Raw genomic sequence first — 24,528 nt, forward strand, 5'->3', positions numbered from 1 at the left:
GCTGAACGCCCGGGGCCCGCCGCCCCGGGCGTTGGTGTCTGTACGTACCGCCCCGCGCGGCCCTTGCGGGCCCGCCGACCCGCCCCAAAGACTGCCGCCATGCCCAAGCACCTCCTCATCGTCGAGTCGCCCGCCAAGGCCAAGACGATCAACAAATACCTCGGCAAGGACTTCCAGGTCCTCGCGTCGTACGGCCACGTCCGCGACCTGGTGCCGAAGGAAGGCGCGGTCGATCCGGACAACGGCTTCGCCATGCGCTACGACCTGATCGACAAGAACGAGAAGCACGTCGACGCCATCGCCAAGGCGGCCAAGGCCAGCGACGACATCTTCCTGGCCACCGACCCGGACCGCGAGGGCGAGGCGATCAGCTGGCACATCGCCGAGATCCTGAAGGAACGCGGCCTGCTCGACGGCAAGCCGCTGCACCGCGTGGTGTTCACCGAGATCACCCCGCGCGCGATCAAGGAAGCGATGACCCAGCCGCGCCAGATCGCCGGCGACCTGGTCGACGCGCAGCAGGCGCGCCGCGCGCTGGACTACCTGGTCGGCTTCAACCTGTCGCCGGTGCTGTGGCGCAAGGTCCAGCGCGGTCTGTCCGCCGGCCGCGTGCAGAGCCCGGCGCTGCGCATGATCGTCGAGCGCGAGGAGGAGATCGAAGCCTTCATCGCCCGCGAGTACTGGACCATCGAGGCCGAGTGCGCGCATCCGTCGCAGTCGTTCACCGCCAAGCTGACCAAGCTGGACGGCAAGAAGTTCGAGCAGTTCACCGTCACCGACGGCGACACCGCCGAAGCCGCGCGCCTGCGCATCCAGCAGGCCGCGCAGGGCGCGCTGCACGTCACCGACGTCGCCAGCAAGGAACGCAAGCGCCGCCCGGCGCCGCCGTTCACCACCTCCACCCTGCAGCAGGAAGCCGCGCGCAAGCTCGGCTTCACCACGCGCAAGACCATGCAGGTGGCGCAGAAGTTGTACGAAGGCGTGTCCATCGGCGACGAAGGCACGGTCGGCCTGATCACCTACATGCGTACCGACTCGGTCAACCTGTCGGTCGATGCGCTGTCGGAATTGCGCGACGTGATCGCGCGCGACTTCGGCACCGCTTCGCTGCCGGACAAGCCCAACTTCTACCAGACCAAGTCGAAGAATGCGCAGGAAGCGCACGAAGCGGTACGTCCCACCAGCGCGCTGCGCACGCCGGCGCAGGTCGCGCGCTATCTCAGCGACGACGAGCGCAAGCTGTACGAACTGGTGTGGAAGCGCACCGTGGCCTGCCAGATGATCCCGGCCACGCTGAACACCGTCAGCGTCGACCTCGCCGCCGGCAACGAGCACAGCTTCCGCGCCAGCGGCACCACCGTGGTCGTGCCCGGCTTCCTCGCCGTGTACGAGGAAGGCAAGGACGCGAAGAACGCCGAGGACGACGACGAAGGCCGCAAGCTGCCGGCGATGAAGCCGGGCGACCGCGTGCCGCTGGACCGCATCCACGCCGACCAGCACTTCACCCAGCCGCCGCCGCGCTTCACCGAAGCCGCGCTGGTCAAGGCGCTGGAGGAATACGGCATCGGCCGTCCGTCCACCTACGCCTCGATCATCCAGACCCTGCAGTTCCGCAAGTACGTGGAAATGGAAGGCCGCGCGTTCAAGCCCACCGACGTGGGCCGCGCGGTGTCGAAGTTCCTCAGCAGCCACTTCACCCGCTACGTCGACTACGACTTCACCGCGAACATGGAGGACGAGCTGGACGCCGTCTCCCGCGGCGAGGAAGAGTGGGTGCCGCTGATGGAGAAGTTCTGGGGCCCGTTCAAGGAACTGGTCGAGGAGAAATCCGAATCGGTCGACCGCAGCGAAGCCACCGGCGCGCGCGAGCTGGGCACCGATCCGAAGAGCGGCAAGCCGGTCAGCGTGCGCTTGGGCCGTTTCGGCCCGTACGCGCAGATCGGCGACAAGGACGTGGACGAGAAGCTGGAGTTCGCCTCGCTGCGTCCCGGCATGTCGATGCACACGATCACGCTCGAGGAAGCCATCGAGCTGTTCAAGCTGCCGCGCAAGCTGGGCGAATCCAACGGCGAGGAAGTCAGCGTCGGCATCGGCCGCTTCGGCCCGTTCGCCAAGCGCGGCTCGACCTATGCCTCGCTGAAGAAGGAAGACGATCCGTACACCATCGACCTGGCGCGCGCGGTGTTCCTGATCGAAGAGAAGGAAGAGATCGCGCGCAACCGCATCATCAAGGAATTCGCCGACAGCGACATCCAGGTGCTGAACGGCCGCTTCGGCCCGTACATCAGCGACGGCAAGCTCAACGGCAAGATCCCCAAGGATCGCGAGCCGGCGTCGCTGACCCTGGAAGAGGTGCAGAAGCTGCTCGAGGAAACCGGCAAGCCGGCGCGGCGCGGCTTCGGCGCGAAGAAGGCCACGGCCAAGACCAAGGAAGTGACCGCGAAGAAGACGGCGACGAAGAAGACCGCCGCGAAAAAGACCGCGACCAAGAAGACTGCCGCCAAGAAGGCGCCGGCCAAGAAGGCCGTGCGGCCGCTGTCCGGCGACGTCGAACCGGCCAAGGTACTGGTCACCGCGGCGAAGTTCGAGCCCGGCAAGAAGCGCGTCGTCAAGAAGTCGTAGTTCCGCCTCGTAGAGCCGAGCATGCTCGGCTCTACAAAGCAAAGGCGAGCAATCGTCGCGGCAATGCGACAAACTCCGCACATGTCTACCGCGCTCACCCTCGACGATGCCGTCGCCCGGTTGAAATCCGGCGGCGTCATCGCCTACCCCACCGAAGCCGTCTGGGGCCTCGGCTGCGATCCGTTCGACGAGGCCGCGGTGCTGCGCCTGCTGGCGATCAAGCAGCGTCCGGTGGAAAAAGGCCTGATCCTGATCGCCGCCGACCTGGCCCAACTGCAGCCGGTACTGGACTTGGCGACCGTGTCGGAGGCGCGCCTGGCCGAAGTGCTGGCGTCGTGGCCGGGCCCGAATACCTGGGTACTGCCCTCCAGCGCCAGCGCGCCACGCTGGATCACCGGCGCGCATGCCGGCATCGCCGTGCGGATCAGCGCGCATCCGACCGTGGTCGCGCTGTGCCGCGCCTTCGGCGGGCCGCTGGTATCGACCAGCGCCAACCTGGCCGGCGCGCCTTCGGCATTCAACCGCGACCAGCTCGATCCGGCGGTTCTTGCCCTGGTCGATGGCGCGACCGAAGGAGAAACGGGCGGCCTCGACCAACCCACGCCGATCCGCGACGCGCTCAGCGGCCACGTTTTCCGCGGCTGAACGGACGCCGCGTCGCGGCTTCCCGCGTACGTGCGTTGCGCGCAAGATGCGCGCATGTGGAAAGCCACCACCCTCGCCTCCGTCCTGCTCGCCGCGCAGGCCATCGCGCCGGCGCGCGCCGGCGACGTGACGATCTATCGCTGCGTCGGCAGCGACGGGCGACTGACCCTGCGCGATACGCCGTGCGCGAAGGGCGAGACGCAGCAGGTGCGCTCGATGCAGCGCCCGCGCGATCCCGCACCCGGCCGCGCCCCGCCGATCACGATCGCGCCGACCCCGCCCGCCGCATCCGCGCCGCAAACGAGCGTGGTCTACCGCACGCCGCCGCAACCTATGTACGAGTGCGTCGATCCCGACGGCCGTCGCTACAGCAGCGACAACGGCGAAGGCAATCCGCGCTGGGTCCCGTTGTGGACGCTCGGCTACCCGGCCCTGGCGCGAGTGCCGGTGGTCGAACCCGGTCACGCCCACGTCCGCGTCGACAATGGCCACGTCAGCGGCAGTTTCCGCAGCGGCAGCGTGCGCGAAGCGGTGGTGCCGACGTATGCCGGCATGGGCGGCGGTACCTGGGTGCGCGATACTTGCCACCAACTGCCACCGCAGGAAGTCTGTGCGCGGTTGTCCGACCGCCGCTACGAGATCCAGCGCCGTTACTACAGCGCGCTGCAGAGCGAACGTCGCGAGCTGGACCTCGAACAGCGCGGCATCGATGCGCGCCTCGCCAACGATTGCGGAACCTACTGATGCGTTCGATGTTGCTTGTCCTGGGCCTGTTGCCGGCCGCTCCCGCCTTTGCCGGCGATGTCGTGTTCTATCGCTGCACCGATGCGGCCGGTCACCTGACCATCCAGAATTCGCCGTGCCCGAAAGGCTCGCGTGAAGAGAAGAAGACCATGCAGGGCGTAAACACGGTACCGATGGGGGCCGCCGCGAAACCGTCGACGCCGGCTCCGCTGCCCGCCGCGCCACCCAGGCCCGAAGCCGTACCCGACACCCCGCGCGAAGAGCCCGTCGAAGCCGTCGCCGACGACAAGCCGCGGCTGTCGCCGCCGGTCCTGTTCCAGTGCACCACCTACGACCGCGACAGCTACGTCACCGAGAGCAGCGAGCCGCAGAAACGCTGCCTGCCCCTGCGCACCGTCGGACTCGATGGCAACCCGTCCACCGGCGCCGGCCAGGCCTGCGACATCGTCTACGACCAGTGCGCGCGCGTGCCCGATGGCGCCTTGTGCGAGGCGTGGAAGAAGCGTCTTGGCGAAACCGAAGTCGCGTGGCGCTTCGGCCGTACCGAGAACGCCGAGAAGAACAGGGCCGAATTCGAACGCGTGCAGCGCATCATCCACGAGAGCACTTGCGGCGCGACATCGCCATAGGTCATCGGCCCGCACACTCGGGCGCACGACGGCGGTTTCACCCGAATTCCACGCCCCGGTCCCGGCATCTGAAGCGACCGGGCGGTCGCGCAACCGCTATCCCTCGCCGCGGAACCAAACAAAAAAAGGAGGCGCGCTGCGCCTCCCACCATGAATTTATATCACCCGTGGGGGCTTGCGGCAAGGCTGAAAGCGGACACTAGAATCGCGCCCCTGTCGACAAGGCAGGCAAGAGGGCGACCAGACGATGCACAACGACGCATTGGTTCCGGACGACGACTGGGTTCCGGTTTCCGCGGAGAACTGCGATACGGTGGCCGGTCCGTTCTATCACGGAACGAAGGCGGATCTTTCGGCCGGCGGCCTGCTGACCGCGGGCTTCAGATCCAACTACGACGACAGCGTGGTGATGAACCACATCTATTTCACGACCCTGCCGAAAGGAGCTGGCCTTGCCGCGGAAATCGCCAAGGGAAATGGCAGGCCGCGGGTATATGTCGTGGCGCCGACCGGCCCTTTCGAAGACGACCCGAACGTCACCAACAAGAAATTCCCGGGCAACCCGACGCGCTCATACCGGAGCCGGCATCCCCTGAAAATCGTCGGCGAACTCGATGATTGGGAATCCTACGATCCCGAGTTCATCCGGCATTTGAGGGAACGCATCGAAACGGGCATGGGCGAGATCATCAATTAGCCCGTGCGGTGGGCACGGAAAGCGTGCCCACCCTACACAGCTCGGCTGGCGTTGATCGCCAGCTGCGCGGCGAACGCCCGCTGGTACGCAGGCCGCGCTTCGGCCCGCGCGACATACGCGGCGAGGCTGGGGAACTCGTCGAGGATGCCCGACGGCCGCAGGCGCAGCAGCACCGACGCCATCATCAAGTCGCCCGCGCTGAAGGCGCCATCGAGCCATTCGGCATCGCCGAGGCGGGCGGAAAGCTGCTTCAGCCGGTTGCGGACGCGTTCCGCGACCAAGGGCAGGCGCTCCTTGGCCCAGGGCTTGTCGCCCTCGTGGATCCTCGCGATCACCAGCTCCAGGATCGGCGGCTCCACCGTGTTGACCGCGGCGAACATCCACATGATCGCGCGCGCCCGCGCGTCGGCATCGCCAGGCAGCAGACCCGCATGATGCTCCGCGATGTGCAGCACGATCGCGCCGGTCTCGAACAGGGCGAGATCGCCTTCCTCGTAAGTCGGGATCTGCCCGAAGGGATGCAGCGCCAGATGCGCGGGCTCCTTCATCGCCTGGAAGGAAACCAGCCGCACGTCGTAAGGCTGGCCCACTTCTTCCAGCGCCCAGCGCACGCGCGTATCGCGCGCCAGGCCCATGCCGCCATCGGGCGAGCGTTCGAAGGCGGTGATGGTCGGGTTCGTTGGAAGGTTCACGGCGACTCCTCCTTTCGGGTCGATGGCCTGGGCGGGCGCTTGCCCTCCTCCACGACATAGACGAACGACAGGACCGGGATTCGACAAGCACGTAGGGTGGGCACGCTTCTTGTGCCCACCGCAGGTGCAATGTTCAAGCGAGGTGGGCACATGAAGCGTGCCCACCAAACCGCTATACCTTCCAGTGCCACCCGCGCCGATCCATCCAGCGCACGATGCCCCACCACACCAGGACGAAGACGAGGGCGAAGGCCAGCGACGGCACGTACGGGCCGAACAGCGGCGTCATCCAGTCCGCGAAGCCGACCCGGTAGATCGGATCCGACCAACCCAGACCGGCGAACACGTACACCATCAGCGCGGAGCCGGCGTAGGCGGTGATGGCATTGACGCCGAAACTGCGGCCCAGCGCCGGCCAGCCGCGCACGTCGACCAGCCGATGCGCCAGCCACAGCGCCAGCGCCGCCCAACCCGCGGTCCACAGTACGTACGACGAGGTCCACAGGTTCTTGTTGAACGGGAACCACAACGACCAGAGCGCACCCAGCGCCAACGCGACAAGGGCGAACCACGGCAGACGTTTCGTTTCCCCATGCCGCAACCAGTCCCCCGCGCGCAACCCCAGCAAGGTCGTGGCGATGGACGGCAGGGTGGAAAGCAGACCTTCCGGATCGTGCCCGCGCCCGCTGGCGGCGTCGTAGATGTAGTTGTGCACGCCAAACAACGCGGTATCGACGCGGCTGGCGAGGTTGACGAAGGGTTCGTACGAGCCGCCTGCCGCCATCACGGCCCAGTAGCCGAGCAACAGCACGACGATCGACACCCATTGCGTACGCGGCCTGCTCGCCGTCGCCAGCAGGCCGGCGGCGATGAAGCAAATGCCGATCCGCGGCAACACGCCGAGCGGGCGGAACGCCGGCTTGTCCATCAACCACCATGCCAGCAGGTGCAACAGCACGCCGAGGCCGATGATCTTCGCTCCGCGCGCCCACACGGCGCGTCGCAACGGCCGCGGATCGGCGCCGGCTTCGATGCGCGGCACGATGCCCAGCGCGATCGACACGCCGACGATGAACAGGAAGAACGGGAATACCAGGTCGGTCGGCGTGCAGCCGTTCCATTCCGAATGCAGCAGCGGCGCGTAGACGTGGCCCCAGTCGCCCGGGTTGTTGACCAGCAGCATCGCCGCGACGGTGAGGCCGCGCAGCGCGTCGACCGACGCGAAGCGTTTCGGCTTCGCCGGCAACGCCTTACTCACGCTCGCCGCCGATCCACGTTGCGGACACCTGCAGATCACGATCCAACGCAACGAAATCGGCGGCCAGGCCCTCGGCGATGCGACCACGCACGCCATCGATACCCAGCCATTGCGCGGGATAGGTCGACGCCATGCGCGCGGCTTCGCCCAGCGGCAGGCCGACCAGGTGGACCGTGTTGCGTACCGCACTGGCCATGTCCAGCGCGGAACCGGCCAGCGAGCCCGCGGCGTTGCGCACCACGCCATCCTTCGCGGTGATGGTTTCGCCGTACAGGTCGAAGCTGGGATCGTCGGAACCGACCATCGGCATCGCATCGGTAACCAGCACGACCTTGCCGCGCGGCTTGGCCGCCAGCGCCACGCGCAGGCTGGCCGGATGCACGTGGACGCCGTCGACGATCACGCCGCACCAGCTGTCCGCGTCTTCCAGGGCCGCCCCGACCACGCCGGGCTCGCGGCCCTGCAGCGGGGTCATCGCGTTGTACAGGTGGGTGAAGCCGCTGATGCCCGCGTCGAGGCCGGCGCGGGCTTCTTCGTAGGTCGCCGCGGTATGTCCCGCGCAGACTTTCGCACCCCGCGCGACCATCGCGCGGATCGTCTCCGCCGGCACGCGCTCGGGCGCCAGCGTGATCAGGGTGACGCCGTTGTCCAGCGACGTGGCCATTTCTATCTCGGCCGCATCGGGCACGCGGAACTTGTCCGCGTTGTGCGTGCCCTTGCGCGCCGGCGCGATGTACGGGCCTTCCAGGTGGATGCCGAGCACGCCCGGCACGCCTTCGGCGATGGCGCGGCGCACGGCTTCCACCGCTTCGCGCATCACCTCGACGTCGTCGCTGATCAGGGTCGGCATCAGGCCGGTGCTGCCGAACTTGCGATGCCCCGCGACAAGGGTGCGCAGCGCTTCGACGGTGGGTGCGTTGTTGAACAGCACGCCGCCGCCGCCGTTGACCTGCACGTCGATGAAGCCGGGCAGCAGGTAATCGCCGTGCAGGTCGTGGCGTTGCAGGTCGTTCGACAGTTCCGACTCGGGCAGCAGTGCGGCGATCCTGCCGTTCTCGACCAGCACGGCGATGCCGGACAGGAAGCCGTTGTCGGTCAGGACTTGTGCGTTGGTGAGGGCGAAGGTGCTCATGGATTGAACTCTACATTCTCGATATCGTCATCCCGGCGAAAGCCGGGACCCAGCTCTTGCGGTTGCCCTTGCCTATTCGTCCTCGGAGCGAAAGCAAAGGCTAGGGTCCCGGCTTTCGCCGGGATGACGAGACAAAAACTAGACTGTTTCGGTGACCTTGTTCAGATGCGGCGGCACGTCGGGGTTGTAACCGCGCAACAACGCCAGCGCGTTGATCGCGCGGTAATAGCTCTGGATGGTCAACAGCGGCGCGCAAGCCGGATGCGGCGAATGCGCCAGCGGCAAATCTCCACCCTGTTCCGCCGCGACCCAAACCTGCGCATCGCGACCGCGGAATTCCTGCGCGGCGGCCAGCGTGCCGGCGCCGGTTTCGTCGGGCTGGGCGAAGGCCAGCACCGGGAACCCCGGTCCGACCAGCGCCATCGGCCCGTGCTTCACCTCGGCCGAGCTGTAGGCCTCGGCATGCAGGCCGCAGGTTTCCTTGAACTTCAACGCTGCTTCCTGGGCGGCGGCCAAGCCCAGGCCGCGACCCAGGACGAACAGGTTATGCGCGTCGACCAGCCCTTCGGTCAGCGACGACCAGTCGCACTGCCATGCCGAGCGCAACGCATCGGGCAACGCCGGCAATGCATCGAGCAGCGGCGCTTCGTTCTTCCAGTGCGCGGCCAGTTGCAGGATCGCGGCCAGCGAGGCGAGGTAGCTCTTGGTCGCGGCGACGCTGCGCTCCGGTCCCGCGCACAGCGGCAGCACGGTGTCGGCCAGTTGCGCCAGCGGCGAGTCCTCGACGTTGACCAGCGCGACCACGCGCGCGCCCGCTTCGCGCGCGGCTTCGGCGTTGCGCAGCAGGTCGGGACTCTTGCCCGATTGCGAGATCACGATGTACAGCGCGTTGGCGAGCTTCTGTTTTGCCTCGTACACCGAACCGACCGACGGGGAAGCCGACGCCGTGACGAAACCGAGCTGGGTTTCGAACAGGTACTTGGCGTAGGTGGCAGCGTGGTCGGAACTGCCGCGCGCGCAGGTGGCCACGAACGGCGGCGGATTGGCGCGCAGGTCGGTGGCCAGCGCTGCGACGGTGCCGGCATTGCGCGCGAACTGCGCGGCGACCACGTCGGCGGCCTGCGCCGCTTCATTGAACATCAGGGTGGATTCGGGGGCTGGGCTCACGGCGGGGGTCATTCGTTGGGTCTGGATTCGGGGGGACGCGGGCGCATCGGCGCGGTCGAGCCGCGCACCACCAGCTGCGGCGCGAAGCCCTGGTTGTGCACCGGCATCGGGTGGTCGTCGTAGGCGTCCTGGCGCAGGCGCGCGATCAGCAGGCGCGCGGCGTGGCGGGCGATTTCCTCGGTGGCCTGCTTGGCCGTGGTCAGCGCCGGCCACGACTGGCGCGAGAACGGACTGTCTTCGAAACCGGCGATGGACAGGTCGTACGGAACATTCAGGCCGGCCGACTTCGCCGCGGCCAATGCGCCGGCGGCGATCTCGTCGTTGCAGCCGAAGATCGCGGTCGGCGGTTCACGCAAGGCCAGCAGGCGGCGCGCGCCGCGGAAGCCGTCGTCGAAGGTGTAATCGCCCGGCACCACCAGATGCTTGTCCAGCGGGATGTTGTAATCGGCCAGCGCCTGCTCGTAGCCGGCGTAGCGCTCGGTGCTGGACAGGTGCGCCAGCCCACCCCACAGGAAGCCGATGCGCTGGTGGCCGAGCTGGATCAGGTGTTCGGTGATTTCGTAGGCCGCGTCGCGGTCGTCGACATAGACGCAGGGATGGCCGTCCTCGGGATCGCGCGTGGCGGCGATGATCCGCACCAGCGGCACGCCGCGCGCGGCCAGCGCCTCGACCAGCTCCATGCGTTCGGACATCGGCGCGGTCAGCACCAGTCCGGCCAGGCGCGAACGCTGGGCGAAGTCGGCCAGCTCGTCGGCCAGCAGCGGCGAGGTCGAATCGCAGGGATGGATCTGCAGGCCGAAACCGGTTTCGCGGCACGCGGCCAGCACGCCGTTCTGCACGCCGATGATGTGGTACGGGTTGGGGTTGTCGTAGACCAGGCCGATCACGAACGGCGTGCCGCTGCGCAGGTTGCGTGCGGCGGCATCGGGTTCGTAGTCGAGCTCGTCGATCGCGCGCAACACCCGCGCGCGCGTCCCGTGCAGCACCGACGGTTCGTTGTTGATCACCCGCGACACGGTCTTCAACGACACGTTGGCGCGTTCGGCGACGTCTTTGATCGTGGGTCTGCGCATGGCCACTCCGTTTCCCGGTTCAACGCCGCGGCGGCACGCTGTGCCCGCGCGCGGCGAAGTACAGGATATACAGGTAACACGGCACCATCAGCAGCATGAACACCAGCTGGAAGTCCATCCGTTCCTTCAGCAGGGCGAACAGCTGCGGCACGATCGCGCCGCCGGCGATGCCCATGATCAGCAGCGCCGAACCGCGTTCGATCAGCTTGCCCAGGCCATGGATCGCCAGCGGGAAGATCGCCGGCCACATCATCGCGTTGGCGAAGCCCAACGCGGCGACGAAGGCCACCGACACGTAGCCCTTGGTCAGGTAGGCGCCGATGGTCAGCAGCACGCCCAGCACCGCCGACCACACCAGGTAGCTCTGCTGCGAAATGAAGCGCGGAATGGCGACGAAGCCGACGATGTAGCCCAACAGCATCGCGGTCAGCGTGGCCGAGGTCAGGAACTTGGTCTGGTCCACCGGCAGGCCGAAGCTGTGGCCGTACGTACCGATGGCGTCGCCGGCCATCACTTCGGCGCCGACGTAGACGAAGATCGCCAGCGCACCCAGCCATACGTGCGGATAGTTGAACAGGCTGTCGCCGCCCGCGTCCGCCTTGCTGCCCTGCTCGGAGCGCAGATCGGGCAACGGCGAGAACAGGATCGCGATGCCCAGCACCGCGAGCACGCCGGCCATCACCAGGTAGGGCAGGTGCACGCGCGCGGCGAACTCGTCCAGCAGCGCGGCCTTGCCGGCCGCATCGGCCGCCGCAACCTGCTCGCTGAGGTTGTCCATGCCGTGCAGCACCAGCGCGCCCAGCACCAGCGGGGCGAGGATGCCGGCGACCTTGTTGCAGATGCCCATCACCGCGATGCGCTGGGCCGCGCTCTCGATCGGGCCGAGGATGCTGATGTACGGATTCGACGCGGTCTGCAGTACGGCCAGGCCCGCGCCGATCACGAACAGCCCGCCCAGCGCGCCCGGATACCAGCGGCGCACGCAGAACTCGCCGAACGTCGCCGCGCCCACCGCCATCACCAGCAGGCCCAGCGCCATGCCCTTCTTCATCCCGGTGCGGTCGAGGATCGCCGACGCGGGCAACGCGAACACGAAGTACGACAGATAGAAGACGAAGGTGACCAGGAAGGCCTTGACCACGCTCAGCTCGAAGGCGAGCTGGACGAAGCCGATCAGCGGCCCGTTGAGCCAGGTGACGAAGCCGAAGATGAAAAACAGCGCGCCGACGATGGCGATCGACGTGGTCTGGCGCGTGGCTGGGCTTGCGCTCATGCGCGGTGCTCCCCGAATGGATGGCGATGGGCCGGCATTCGCGCATCCCGGTGCGGAAGCGGCGGGAACAACGTTGTCACAAAAACCCTCTGGAAGCTACCTGAGCCCATTCGAAAGCCGCGGGCTTCCGAGGTTTCGGCGCGGAGATCATGCGGCACTGCAACATGAAACTTTGACCGGATAGAGCCTTCGATTTGCTCAAATCGATCTAATTTGTGACTGAAGTCACATTTGCTCCATACGCCTCCGCAGCGGGATACCAATGGGTGTCCAAAGTCTTGACATCGTTGTCAAAGGATTTTGAAACTCCGCCGCAACAAAGGGGCCTGGCCCTTCCACGAATCCCGAGGTTTCGGAAACGCATGGTGGTCATGGCTCGCCCCGCACTGGCACGTTCCCGGCCCTCCGCCGGCGAAGCTTTCGTCGCGGCGGATGTCGGCGGCACCCATGTGCGGCTGGGCCTGGTCCGTGCCGACGACGCGGGGTGCCCCCTCAGCGTGTCGGAGTACCGCAAGTACCAGTGCGCCGACTATCCCGGCCTGGCCGAGATCTTCGAGGCCTACCTGCGCCAGTTGCCCGGCGTGGCGGTAAGCCGCGGGGTGATCGCCAGCGCCGGTTACCCGCTGGAAGACGGCAGCGTCATTTCCGCGAACCTGCCATGGCAGTTGTCGCCGGCGGCGATCCGCGAACGCCTCGGCTTCGCCGACCTGCGCCTGGTCAACGATTTCGAAGCGCTGGCGCACGCGGTGGCCGGCTTCGACGGCGAACAGGCGATCCGCCTGGCCGGCCCGGCCATCGCGCCGGCGCAGGGACCGGTGCTGGTGCTCGGTCCCGGCACTGGCTTGGGCGCAGCCGTGTGGATTCCGAACGGCGCGCGCCCCGTGGTGCTGGCGACCGAAGCCGGCCAGGCCTCGCTGGCCGCCGGCAATGCGCGCGAACTGGCACTGCTGGGACAGATGCTGCGCGGCCGCAGCCACGTGTCGATCGAACATGCGCTGTCGGGACCCGGCCTGCTCAACCTGTACCACGCCGTCTGTGCCCTGCACGGTTCGGAGCCGGCGCTGGCCACGCCCAACGCAGTCACCGCCGCGGCGCTGGACGGCCACGACGGCGCGGCGCGCGAAGCGCTGGAGGTGTTCTGCGGCCTGCTCGGCAGCGTCTGCGGCGACCTTGCGCTGACCTATGGCATCCAGGGCGGCGTGTACCTGGCCGGCGGCATCCTGCCGCACCTCGGCGACTTCCTTCTCCGCAGCGATTTCGCCGCGCGCTTCCTGGACAAGGGGCCGATGCGCGAGGCGCTGCAGCGCATTCCCGTGAAATTGGTCGAGCACGGGCAACTGGGCGTCATCGGCGCCGCCAGTTGGTACCTCGGCCACGCCACGGACGACTGAGGACAACGTCGGCGCAGGGGATGGCGTGGACAGGAAAACGGGGGCGGAGCGTTCGGCCGACCTTGGGCAACACAGCAGCAACCCGGCTCCGGCCGCTCACAAATCATGATGGGAGAGACACACATGAAATACCGCAAATCGCTTCTTTCCGTCGCCGTCGCGACGGGCCTCGTGGTCTCGATGCATGCGCAGGCGCAAGACGCGGCCGCCCCGCAGCAGCAAGCCCAAGCCACCGAGCTGGACGCGGTGACCGTGACCGGCATCCGCGGCAGCATCGAAAAGGCGCTGGACGTGAAGCGCGACGCCAAGTCGCACGTCGAGGTGGTCACCGCCGAGGACATCGGCAAGCTGCCGGCGAAGAACGTGGCCGACACCCTGCGCGAACTGCCGGGCGTGAACATCAGCTCCTCCAGCGCAAGCGAAGGCGGCTTCGACGAAGCCGATCGCGTCAGCATGCGCGGCACCAGCCCCGGCCTGACCCAGACCCTGGTCAACGGCCACAACATCGGCACCGGCGACTGGTTCGTGCTGAGCCAGGTGCAGACCGTGGGCCGCAGCGTCAGCTACTCGCTGTTGCCGTCCGAAATCGTCGACCAGGTGGTCGTGCACAAGGGTTCGGAGGCCAAGCTGGTCGAAGGCGGCAGCGCCGGTTCGGTCGACATCATCACCCGCCGCCCGTTGCAGTACGCGGACAATTTCACCGCGACCGGCTCGCTGGGCGCGGTCTACTCCGACTTGGCGGGCAAGACCGATCCGCAGGTCAGCGCCTTGTTCAACTGGAAGAACGATGCCGGCACCATCGGCGTGATGGTGCAGGGCTTCTCCGAAGAACGCCATCTGCGTCGCGATGGCCAAGAAGTGGTCGGCGGCTATGGCCAGATCGCGGCGGACTCGGCCGCTGCACTGGCCAATCCCCAACTGGCCGGCACCTACTATCCGAACCTGCTCGGAGCGGTGCTGTTCGAACAGGAACGCAAGCGCACTGGTGGCGTGCTCGACATCGAAGTGAAGGCCGGCGACAACCTGACCCTGAACCTCAACGCCTTCGCGTCGGAACTGAAAGCGGACAACTACAACCGCAACTACATGCTGTGGACCAGCCATGCGCTGGGCAACGGCGCCACGTTCGCCAATGCCGTCGTGCAGAACGGCGTCATCACCTCCGGCACGCTCAACCCCGACGGCACCGCCGCCGATGGCGCCTATGGCGTGTACGACATGATCTCGCGCCCGGGCGCGAAGTCTTCGTCCAATTACATCGCCCTCGATGCCGACTGGCGGGCCAGCGATTCGCTTGACCTCAAGTTCCAGCTCGGCACCTCTAAGGGCAAGGGCAGCAGCCCCACGCAGGACGTGCTGGAAACCGGCATCGGCCAGGGCGCCGGCGCCAGTTGGGCCATGCACGGCATCGACAAGGCTATCGACTGGAGTCTCGGCGGCAACAACACGCCCGCGAACCATCTGCCCACCGCCGGCTGGATCTTCGGCGGCCAGGGCATCGACGTGAGCGACAAGGAAGACTGGTTCGCAGCCGATGGTGAATACGGCTTTACCGACGGCGTGCTGGCATCGCTGGACTTCGGCGTCCGCTACTCCGAACACGAGCGCAAGAACGACTTCGAGATCGCACAAGGCCCGAACTGGGCCACCGATTGGCAGAACATCGCCAACTACCCGACCGATGCCGCCCATTACCCCGGCGATTTCGGCAACGGCATCGGCGGCAGCGTCCCGTCCGAAATCTGGTATTACACGCCGGAACAGCTGGCCGCGATCAACGCCGAGTTCGCCAACCGCAACAACCCCGAGCGCTTCTACTTCTCCGACGTGTACGGCGTGAAGGAGAAGGTCTCGGCCGCCTATGTGCAAGCCAACTTCGAAGGCGAACGCTGGAGCGGCAACGTCGGCCTGCGCTACGTGAAGACCGACGGCACCATCCGCTACAACCAGGCGCTGCCGGTCGCCTCGGGCGTTCCGGGCGCGATCACCGGTTCGGCGTTCGGCGACTACCTGCCGGTGACGGTTGACAACAGCTACAACAAGCTGCTGCCCAGCGTTAACCTGAAGCTGGACCTGGACGACAACGTGGTCGCGCGCATCGCCGCGTCGAAAACGATGACTCGCCCCGACTATTCGGCGTTGGCCGGCTCGCTGTCGCTGGACGACCTGACCCATACCGGCAGCGGCGGCAATCCGCAGCTGGATCCGCTGATTTCGACCAATTTCGATGTCGCCCTGGAGTGGTACTACGCTCCGCGTGCCCTGTTGTCCGCCAGCCTGTACAGCATGCACCTGAAGGACTACGTCGGTTTCGGCACGACCACGATCGCGTACAAGGACCAGGCCGCGAGCCATGAAACCGGCACCGACGTGTACAGCGACTACCTGGTTTCCGTTCCGGTCAACACCGACGGCAAGGTCACCGGCCTTGAGCTGAACTGGCAGCAGCCGATCGGCGAATGGTTCGGCGTGTCGGCCAACTACACCCGCGCCAACAGTTCCACCGAAGGCGGCAAGCCGCTGAACGGTACTTCGAGGAACACCTACAACGTCGCTGGCTACTTCGAAAACGACACGTTCAGCGCGCGCGTCGCCTACAGCTTCCGTGAAGCGTTCTATGCCGGCGTCAGCCGTACCGACGCCTTCTACGAGGACGACTTCGGCACGGTGTCGGCTTCGCTCAACTACAAGGCGACCGATTGGCTGACCATCAGCCTGGACGGGTTGAACCTCAACGACCCGGTCAAGTCCTACTACACCAAGACTGCCGCGGGCGTGCTGCCCTACGCGATGTACTCCAATGGCCGCCAGTACTACCTGAACTTCCGCTTCAAGTTCTGAGCAATGGCTGGTTCGAAGTAAAGCTGTATCCAGCGGGTCCGGACTTGTCCGGGCCCGTTTTCTTTTGCAAGCTGCGCCACGCACCACGACTTCCGGAAAACCGATGAAGCCTTTGTCCTCGTTCCGCGCTATCCCGTTCGCACTCGCCCTTGTCGCGCTGGTTGCATGCAAGCCCGCAACCGAACAGCACGGCGACCATGCCGCCCCCACTGCCGCAGCCCCCGCACTGATCCCGGCTCCGGCGACGCTGCAGACCAGCGATGGCCAGTTCGTCGTCGACGCCGGCACGCGCCTGCATGCCCAAGGCGAAGCCGCGCAGCGCGTGGCCAGGCTGTTCAATGGTTTCCTCGCCAAGGAGAAGCGCCCGGAAATCCCGCTTGCCGATGCCGGCGCCGGCGGCATCCGCTTCGAGATTGCTGCCGGCGCATCGCCTTCTTCGGAGGGATATGTGCTGGACGTGAAGCCGGACGGCATCGTGGTACGTGCGGCCGACGAACGCGGGTTGTTCTACGGCGCCGCGACACTGCTGCAGTTGCTTACCCCGGCCAATGGCGACAAGGTCGCGGTGCGCGCACTGCACATCGAAGACGCCCCGCGCTTCGGCTGGCGCGGCGCGATGCTGGATTCGGCGCGGCACTTCCAGAGCGTCGACGAGATCAAGCGCCTGCTCGATGCGATGGCCTTGCTCAAGCTCAACGTGTTCCATTGGCACCTGACCGACGATCAGGGCTGGCGCATCGAGATTCCGAAGTATCCGAAGCTTACCGAAATCGGTGCTTGCCGGATCCCGGCTGGCGACGCCGGCATCGATCCCGCGACCGGCAAGCCGGCGCCGTATTGCGGCTTCTACACGCAGGCGCAGGTCCGCGACGTGGTCGCCTACGCCGCCGCGCGCCATATCGAAGTCATGCCGGAATTCGACGTGCCCGGCCATGCGGTCGCGGCCATCGCCGCGTATCCGCAGCTGGGCGTGACCGGCAAGTCATTGCCCGTCTCCAACGAATGGGGCGTCAACAGCAACCTGTTCAATACCGAAGAGGAAACCTATCGCTTCTTCGAGGACGTGCTGGGCGAAATGGTGAAACTGTTCCCCGGCCGCTATGTGCATATCGGCGGCGACGAGGCGGTGAAGGACCAGTGGATCGCTTCGCAGCGCATCCAGCAGCAGATGAAGGAACAGGGCGCGAAGGACGAGATGGCGATGCAGGGCCTGATGGTCGCGCGCCTGGAGAAATTCCTCGCCGCGCACGGCAAGCGCCTGATCGGCTGGGACGAGATCCTCGAAGGCAAGCTGCCGGAATCGGCCACGGTGATGTCCTGGCGCGGCACCGAAGGCGGCTTGGAAGCGGCGAAGCAGGGCCACGACGTGGTGATGTCGCCTTCGTCCGATCTGTATTTCGATTATCTGCAGACCCGTTCGGCCAATGAGCCGCCGGGACGCCCGTCGATCATCGAGATGAAGCAGGTCTACGCCTTCGAGCCGGTGCCGGCCGAACTGCCTGCCGACAAGCAGCAGCACATCCTCGGCTTGCAGGCCAACATGTGGACCGAGCACTCGCGCACCTTCGCGCGCGTGCAGCACAACCTGTTCCCGCGCCTGGCCGCGGTGGCCGAAACCGGCTGGACGCCGAAGGACCGGAAGGACTACGCCAGCTTCCTCGCCCGCCTGCCCGCGCAACTGCCGCGCTGGCGCGCGCAGGACGTCGAATACGCGCGTACGCCCTTCGAAGTCGAGCTCCAGGCCGAAGCCGGCGGCAGCGCCACGGCGAAAGTGTCGCTGTCGAATCCGCTGGGCTATCCAGACATCCGGTACACCACCGATGGCAGCGCGCCGACCGCGACGTCCACCGCGTATGCGAAGCCGTTCGACGTCGTGGTGCCGACCCAGCTGCGCGCGGCGGTGTTCGTCGATGGGCAGGCACTGGCGGATGCGAACACGTTCGACATCGATGCCGCTTCGCTGCTGAGCCGCGGCAACAATGCGTTGGCCTCGTGCGGCAAGGGCCTGGGCTTGCGGCTGGAGGACGACGGCCCGTTCAAGGGCGAGCGCGGCATCTACAACGTCGACATCTTCAATCCCTGCTGGCAGTGGAAGCAGGCCGATCTTTCCGCCATCGGCGCAATCGAAGTGCATGCGGCGCGCCTGCCATACAACTTCCAGCTGGCCCACGACGAAACCAGCCGCAAGTTCCAGCCGGCGCGGACCGCGCACGGCGAACTGGTGCTGCGCGCCGGTTGCGAGGGCGCCGAACTGGCCCGCGTGCCGATGCCCGCGCAACCCGATGCGGATGGCTTCGTCACCCTGAAGGCGGCGATCCAGACGCAACCGAAGCCGACCGACCTGTGCGTCTATTTCACCGGCGATACGCGGCCGACGATGTGGGTGGTGGACCGGATCGCCTTGCAGCCAAATTGATCTGATCGTAGGAGCGCCCCTGGGCGCGACCCTAAAGTTCGGGAGCCACGGACTTTTCCGCGCAGCGCCATTGCCCCGGTCGCGCCCAGGGGCGCTCCTACGAAGGCAGATTCAATACAAGAGGTAACGCTGTCGTTGGAGCCGGAACCTCTCCAGCCCCGGCTCCCAGCGCGCCTGCAAGGCATCGAGCGACTCACCGCGCTCGATGCCTTCGCGAATCCAGGCATTGCCGGCCAGCTTGTCGAAGAAATACGGCGATGCCGGCTCGAAGCGGAACTGCTGCGGATACAGATCGTGCAAGGCCTTGACCACGGCCAAGCCGGTGCGGAACGGCTGGAACGCATCGCGGTCGGTCACGTGCAGCTGCACGCCGCCGCACAACACGCCCTGGTGCTTGGAGAAACTCGGCGTGAACCAGGTCGGGCGGAAACGCACGCCCGGCAGGTCCAGCGCATTGAGGCTCACAGCCAGTTGCTGCGCATCGACGAACGGAGCGCCGATGGTCTCGAACGGCCGCGTGGTCCCGCGCCCTTCGGAAACGTTGGTGCCCTCGATCAGTGCCGTGCCCGGATAGACCAGCGCGGTGTCGCGCGTGGGCATGTTCGGCGACGGCGGTACCCAGGGCATCGCGCCGCCGGGTTCGGCCTCGCCGCGCTTCCAGCCGCGCATCGGCACCACGCGCAGTTGCGCACCGATGCCGAAGGCTTCGTTGAACAGCCTGGCCAGTTCGCCGATGGTCATGCCATGGCGCACGGGTATCGGGAACAGGCCGACGAACGAGGCGAATTCCGGTTCCAGCACCGGTCCTTCGACCTTTTCGCCGCCGAGCGGATTCGGCCGGTCCAGCACCCACACCGGAATGCCCTGCTTCTTCGCCGCACGCAGCACGTTGGCCAGCGTGTACGGATAGGTGTAGTAGCGCGCGCCGACGTCCTGGATGTCGAACAGCAGCAGGTCGATGCCCTGCAGCATCTTCGCGTCGGGTTCGCGATGTTCGCCGTACAGGCTATGCACCGGCAGGCCGGTCGCCACATCGCGCGACGAATCCACGTGCGCGCCCGCCTGTACGTCGCCGCGCACGCCGTGCTCGGGACCGAACAGCGCCACCAGCCGGAAATCTCTGCGTGCGGCCAGCAGGTCCACGTCGCTGCGCAGCTCGCGATCCACGCCGGTCATGTTGGTGACCAGGCCGATGCGCTTGCCGCGCAACTGGTCGGCCTGCTCGCGCAGCAGCACTTCGATGCCGGGTTCGGGCCCCATGCCATGCGGTCCGGCCGCGCGCAACGGCAGCGCGATCGCCATGGACATCAGGCCGAGGAAGAAAACACTCCGTGCATATCGATGCATGCGTGCGACCCGCGCGATGGGCGTGACGAAAGGCATGGGCAACGATAACCGATCGTCGGATAATCGGCCCCATGCCGCCAGGACGGAACCCGAAAGCCGCGATGCGTCGTTTTCTTCCGATAGCCGCCTGCCTGTTGGCGCTGGCCGGCCATGCGCGTGCCGCCGACGAACCTGCGATCGTGCCGTCGCTGATTCCGCAACCTGCGTCGATGCAGGTCGGTAGCGGCTCATTCGCGGTGGATGCGAACACGACCATTTCGGCAGAAGGCGACGCCGCATTGCGTGTCGCGGAGCGCTTCAACGGCTTCCTCTCCGCAGCGGGAAAGACACCGCTGCGCGTGCTGGCCCGCCCTGTGGACGAGCAGGAACAGGGGGCCAGCGCCATCCGCTTTCGCCTGGACACCTCTTCCGGTGGCCGGCCCGAGGGCTACGCACTGGATATCGACACCGACCGCATCGATCTTGTCGCACACGACGAAGCCGGATTGTTCTACGGCGCCGTCACGCTGTGGCAGTTGCTTACCCAGGGCGAAGCCGGCCGCGCCGTGCTGCCCACCCTGCACATCGAGGATGCGCCGCGCTTCCCGTGGCGGGGCTACATGCTCGATTCAGCGCGGCATTTCCAAAGTGTCGCGCAGGTCAAGAAGCTCCTCGACACGATGGCGCTGCACAAGCTCAACGTGTTCCACTGGCACCTGACCGACGACCAGGGCTGGCGCATCGAGATCAAGCGCTACCCGAAGCTGGCCAGGATCGGCAGTTGCCGCATTCCCGCCGGGGATGCGGGCGTCGACGCCGCGACCGGCAAGCCCGTGCGCTATTGCGGCTGGTACACGCAGGACGAGATCCGCGACATCGTCGCCTACGCCGCCGCGCGCCACATCACCGTGGTTCCAGAGATCGACCTGCCTGGCCATGCCACCGCCGCCATCGCCGCCTATCCTCGGCTCGGCACCGAGGGCAGGAAGATTCCGGTCACCGCATTCCGCGGCATCCATTCCAACCTGTTCAATGTCGAAGAAGGCACGTTCCGCTTCCTCGACCACGTGTTCACCGAAGTCGCGCAACTGTTCCCCGGCGAGTACATCCACATCGGTGGCGACGAGGCGATCAAGGACCAGTGGAAGGCCTCGAAGCCGGTGCAGGCGAAGATCCGCAAGCTCGGCCTGAAAGACGAGACGGCGCTGCAGAGTTGGTTCATCCATCGCCTGGAAACGATCCTGCAAGCGCACGGCAAGCGCCTGCTCGGCTGGGACGAAATCCTCGAAGGCGGGCTGGCGCCCGACGCCACGGTGATGTCCTGGCGCGGCATCGAAGGCGGCATCGAGGCGGCGAAACAGGGCCATGACGTGGTCATGTCGCCGACCTCGAGCATGTACCTGGACTACCTGCAGACCGATTCGCCGAACGAATTCCCCGGCCGTCCCGCGCCGCGGCTGATTCCGATGGACAAGTTCTACGCCTTCGAGCCCGTGCCCGCGCAACTCGACGCCACGCAGCAGAAGCACGTCCTCGGCCTGCAGGCGAACATGTGGACCACCGACAACCGCAGCTTCGCCGGGGTCGAACACAACACCTTCCCGCGCCTGCTCGCCGTCGCCGAGACGGGATGGACGCCGAAGGAACGGAAGGACTACGCGAGCTTCCTGCGGCGTTTGCCGGCGTGGACCCATCGCTACGAAGCCCTTGGCGTCGGCTACGCGCGTACGCCATTCGAAGTGATCGCCGATGCCGCATTGCTGCCGGGACCGGGCGACTCCCCGCAGGGCGACGCACTGGTGACGCTCGCCAATCCGCTCGGTTACCCGATCCGCTATGCGATCGATGGCGCCGGGACGGACATGCCCAAGCTGGAATACCGGAAGCCATTGCGCATCAAGTTGCCGGCGCGACTTCGCGCTGTCGCCCTCGCCGAGGGCCGGATCGTGCATCCGGTCCAGCGTTTCGATTTCAGCCGCACCGGTCTGCTGGCCCGCACCGACGAACAGCTGCAAACCTGCACCGCCGACGGCCCGGTGCTGCGCATGGAAGACGACGGCCCCGCTACCGGCGTACGCGCGTTGTACAACGTGGCGATCATGGCGCCGTGCTGGCAATGGAAGGATGCGCCGCTGCAGGATATCGCCGCCATCGAGGTCCGCGCCGGCCGCCTGCCCTACCTCTTCAACCAGCGCGCCGAGGAAGACGCCGCACGCAAGTACCTGCCGGCGAAGAGCGCGCACGGCGAACTCGACGTTCGGCTCGATTCCTGCGATGGCGAAACCATCGCCACCGCGCCGCTGCCGGCCGAAGCGGGCGCCGATGGCTTCGCGACCCTGCGCGCGCCCCTGGCCCGCGAGCTGGACGCGCCGCATTCGCTGTGCCTGCGTTTCAGCGGGGATTTCCGCCCACGGATGTGGGTGCTGGACCGCGTTACCCTTTCACCGACTCCCTGAGGCCGCGACCGCCATGTCACGCCATCGCAAACCCGCCGTCGCCACCTTCCTGCTCGTCTGCGCCGCCGGTCTCGCCCATGGCAAGACCGCTGTGAAGGAAGACATCCTGCGCCTGCTCGGCATCGAACCTTCGGAGCAGTCGCGCGACTACGTGCAGAACAAGCAGCAGTTCCAACTGCACACGCTGCTGACCGAGCAGCGCCATCCGCAGACCATGGACCTGAGCCGCAGCATCGCCGGCGACACCACCGCGGGACTGCAGGAGCTGTTCGCCGTCGACCGCGACGTGGCGGCGACGATGAACGCAGTCGCCGACGACCCTGCGCGCCTGGCCAAACTGCAGGACGCCTCGCAGGCGATGCAGGATGCGCTGAAGAACGGCCATCGCGTCTATTTCTACGGCACCGGGTCTACCGGCCGCCTCGCGGAAACGCTGGAAAGCGGACTGTGGCGCCCGTTCTGGGCGCGCCTTGCGCGGGACGGAAAGATCTGGCGCAAGGTGCAGAAGGCGTATCCGGGCATCCAGGATCGCGTGCGCGGCGAGATCACCGGCGGCGACCGCGCGCTGGTGTCCTCGCTGGAGGGCTTCGAAGACCTGCAGCTGATCGGCAAGCTGCAATTGCACGACAACGGCATCGGCAAGGACGACGTGGTGTTCGCCGTCACCGAGGGGGGCGAGACTTCGGCGGTGATCGGCACCGCCAAGGAAGGCGCCGTGGTCAACGGCAACGACCCGGACAAGACCTGGTTCGTCTACAACAATCCCGACGAGGTGTTGTTGCCGTTCGTGCGCAGCCGCGAGGTGATCGAACACCCCGGCATCACCAAGCTCATGCTGGCGACCGGACCGCAATCGATCACCGGCTCCACCCGCATGCAGGCCACCACCACCAGCCTGTATGCGCTGGGGGTGACGATGGAAGACGCGATCCACGCCCTGTTGAAACCGGTGCTGTCCAAGCGCGAGCTGGCGGCGTTGGGTTTCGACGGCAACGCGACGATCGCCTCGCGCCTGCACGATTTCGCCACGTTGCAACAGACCATCGCCGCGACCGCGCCTCGCCTGGCCGCGTGGACGGATCGCGAGTCGTCGACCTATGCCGCCGGGCATCGCACCACTTACCTCGCGCAGCGCGCGCTGATGGCGGTGTTCGTCGACGTGACCGAGCGCTCGCCGACCTTCCGCCTCGCCCCGCTGGACCGCGCCAACGCGACCGAGCGCAAGTCGTGGATCCAGGTATGGACGCCGGCCGCCGATGCCGGCGCCGCGTGGGATGCATTGCTGCACCGCCCGTTCCACGGCCTCGACCCGGCGTTGTACGCGAAGCCGTTCGATACGCAGATCGAGGACCCGTGGCTGCACGCCGCCGCGCAGCGCAGCTTGGCCAACGCCGGCGCGGAACAGCAATGGTTGTACGACCTGTCGTTCTCGGCGGACAACCTGCGCAGATCCGGTCCGGGCGAAGGCGATCACGGCGCGATGATCCTGCTAGGCAATGAATCGCCGCGAATCGGCGAACAGTGGTTGCGGACCTTCGCCGAGCAGGGCGCGGTGCCGGTCGTCGTCCACGTCGGCAACGCACCGCTGTCGGCTGATGCGCTGGACGCCCTGCACCGGCAGCTGCCGCAATTGGCGGTGTTCGACTTCACCATGCCGTTCGCCCACGACCCGCTGCAGGTGAGCCAGACCCTGGGCCTGAAGATGCTGCTCAACGCGCATTCGACCGGAATCATGGCCAAGCTCGGCCGCGTGGTCGGCAACACGATGACCGCGGTGCAGCCGAGCAACCTGAAGCTGTACGGCCGCGCCACCTTCCTGATCCAGTCGCACGTCAACGCGGTGCTGTCCAGCGCGAAATGGAAGCAGGCCCATGGTGAGACGCCGCCGTTGACCTACGCACAGGCCAACGCAGTGCTGTTCGACGCCATCGGCAAGCGTTCCGGCAATCCGGCGCTGACCGGCAGCCCCGAGGTGGAGCTGGCCATCGTGCGCATCCTGGAGAGCCTGCGCCTGCAGCGCGCGATATCGTGGGACGCCGCCGCCGCGCTGCTGCGCGAACGCAAGCTGGACCCGTATCTGGCGGGCTACGACGACTGAACCGCGCCCTGTGGGAGCGGCTATAGCCGCGATGGTCTGTCGCGGGATTCATCGCGGCTATAGCCGCT

At 66.8% G+C, this 24,528-nt stretch carries 17 protein-coding genes; 10 read left to right on the plus strand and 7 right to left on the minus strand.

The window, feature by feature from the left end; translation table 11 throughout:
• The first annotated feature begins 99 nt into the window (after window positions 1-99).
• The 5 genes from J5837_RS04540 to arr all read left to right on the plus strand — a co-directional run bounded on the left by J5837_RS04540 (window position 100) and on the right by arr (window position 5,337).
• Window positions 100-2,622 (plus strand): DNA topoisomerase I, encoded by a 2,523-nt coding sequence (locus J5837_RS04540; RefSeq protein WP_210535517.1) that lies wholly within the window; start codon window positions 100-102, stop codon window positions 2,620-2,622.
• A gap of 81 nt (window positions 2,623-2,703) precedes the next feature.
• Window positions 2,704-3,267: an L-threonylcarbamoyladenylate synthase type 1 TsaC gene (tsaC, locus tag J5837_RS04545; RefSeq protein ID WP_244755620.1), complete on the plus strand. Its 564-nt coding sequence runs from the start codon at window positions 2,704-2,706 to the stop codon at window positions 3,265-3,267.
• 54 nt (window positions 3,268-3,321) lie between these two features.
• Window positions 3,322-4,011, plus strand: coding sequence for a DUF4124 domain-containing protein (locus J5837_RS04550; RefSeq protein WP_210535519.1), 690 nt, complete (start codon window positions 3,322-3,324; stop codon window positions 4,009-4,011).
• On the plus strand, window positions 4,011-4,640 hold the full coding sequence (locus J5837_RS04555) for a DUF4124 domain-containing protein (protein ID WP_210535520.1): 630 nt from the start codon (window positions 4,011-4,013) through the stop codon (window positions 4,638-4,640). Before J5837_RS04550 ends, J5837_RS04555 begins: the two co-directional genes overlap by 1 nt.
• A gap of 247 nt (window positions 4,641-4,887) precedes the next feature.
• Window positions 4,888-5,337, plus strand: coding sequence for an NAD(+)--rifampin ADP-ribosyltransferase (gene arr / locus J5837_RS04560; RefSeq protein WP_210535521.1), 450 nt, complete (start codon window positions 4,888-4,890; stop codon window positions 5,335-5,337).
• Between the two features lie 32 nt (window positions 5,338-5,369).
• On the opposite strand, the gene J5837_RS04565 is transcribed toward arr, so the two are convergent.
• From J5837_RS04565 to J5837_RS04590, 6 genes are all read right to left on the minus strand, one after another.
• The gene (locus tag J5837_RS04565) at window positions 5,370-5,972 is read right to left on the minus strand and encodes a glutathione S-transferase family protein (protein ID WP_210536137.1); all 603 of its coding nucleotides are present in this window, start codon (window positions 5,970-5,972) and stop codon (window positions 5,370-5,372) included.
• Window positions 5,973-6,201: 229 nt separating this feature from the next.
• Window positions 6,202-7,287, minus strand: a complete 1,086-nt coding sequence (locus J5837_RS04570; RefSeq protein WP_342345501.1) for an acyltransferase family protein — start codon at window positions 7,285-7,287, stop codon at window positions 6,202-6,204.
• Window positions 7,280-8,419 carry an N-acetylglucosamine-6-phosphate deacetylase gene (gene nagA, locus J5837_RS04575; protein WP_210535523.1) on the minus strand — a complete coding sequence of 380 codons (1,140 nt, stop codon included), beginning with the start codon at window positions 8,417-8,419 and terminating at the stop codon, window positions 7,280-7,282. Before nagA ends, J5837_RS04570 begins: the two co-directional genes overlap by 8 nt.
• 138 nt (window positions 8,420-8,557) lie before the next feature.
• On the minus strand, window positions 8,558-9,559 hold the full coding sequence (locus J5837_RS04580; RefSeq protein ID WP_425504828.1) for an SIS domain-containing protein: 1,002 nt from the start codon (window positions 9,557-9,559) through the stop codon (window positions 8,558-8,560).
• 35 nt (window positions 9,560-9,594) lie between these two features.
• Window positions 9,595-10,659 (minus strand): LacI family DNA-binding transcriptional regulator, encoded by a 1,065-nt coding sequence (locus J5837_RS04585; protein WP_210535525.1) that lies wholly within the window; start codon window positions 10,657-10,659, stop codon window positions 9,595-9,597.
• 19 nt (window positions 10,660-10,678) lie between these two features.
• Window positions 10,679-11,932, minus strand: a complete 1,254-nt coding sequence (locus J5837_RS04590) for a sugar MFS transporter (RefSeq protein ID WP_210535526.1) — start codon at window positions 11,930-11,932, stop codon at window positions 10,679-10,681.
• Between the two features lie 371 nt (window positions 11,933-12,303).
• Between J5837_RS04590 and J5837_RS04595 the strand changes: the two genes are divergently transcribed.
• From J5837_RS04595 to J5837_RS04605, 3 genes are all read left to right on the plus strand, one after another.
• Entirely contained in the window at window positions 12,304-13,323 is a 1,020-nt protein-coding gene (locus J5837_RS04595) for a glucokinase (RefSeq protein WP_244755622.1), read from the plus strand.
• A 123-nt stretch (window positions 13,324-13,446) separates the two neighbouring features.
• Window positions 13,447-16,164 carry a TonB-dependent receptor gene (locus J5837_RS04600; RefSeq protein ID WP_210535528.1) on the plus strand — a complete coding sequence of 906 codons (2,718 nt, stop codon included), beginning with the start codon at window positions 13,447-13,449 and terminating at the stop codon, window positions 16,162-16,164.
• Between the two features lie 103 nt (window positions 16,165-16,267).
• Window positions 16,268-18,580: a beta-N-acetylhexosaminidase gene (locus tag J5837_RS04605; RefSeq protein ID WP_210535529.1), complete on the plus strand. Its 2,313-nt coding sequence runs from the start codon at window positions 16,268-16,270 to the stop codon at window positions 18,578-18,580.
• A gap of 111 nt (window positions 18,581-18,691) precedes the next feature.
• Here J5837_RS04605 and J5837_RS04610 read toward each other — a convergent pair whose 3' ends face one another.
• The gene (locus tag J5837_RS04610; protein WP_210535530.1) at window positions 18,692-19,882 is read right to left on the minus strand and encodes an exo-beta-N-acetylmuramidase NamZ family protein; all 1,191 of its coding nucleotides are present in this window, start codon (window positions 19,880-19,882) and stop codon (window positions 18,692-18,694) included.
• 146 nt (window positions 19,883-20,028) lie between these two features.
• Here J5837_RS04610 and J5837_RS04615 point away from each other — a divergent pair, with 146 nt between their 5' ends.
• Window positions 20,029-22,362 carry a family 20 glycosylhydrolase gene (locus J5837_RS04615; protein ID WP_210535531.1) on the plus strand — a complete coding sequence of 778 codons (2,334 nt, stop codon included), beginning with the start codon at window positions 20,029-20,031 and terminating at the stop codon, window positions 22,360-22,362.
• Window positions 22,363-22,375: 13 nt separating this feature from the next.
• Window positions 22,376-24,460 (plus strand): N-acetylmuramic acid 6-phosphate etherase family protein, encoded by a 2,085-nt coding sequence (locus J5837_RS04620; RefSeq protein ID WP_210535532.1) that lies wholly within the window; start codon window positions 22,376-22,378, stop codon window positions 24,458-24,460.
• The last annotated feature ends 68 nt before the right edge of the window (window positions 24,461-24,528 follow it).

Origin of the sequence: Pseudoxanthomonas helianthi, assembly GCF_017939625.1 — a bacterium.
GTDB lineage: Bacteria > Pseudomonadota > Gammaproteobacteria > Xanthomonadales > Xanthomonadaceae > Pseudoxanthomonas_A > Pseudoxanthomonas_A helianthi.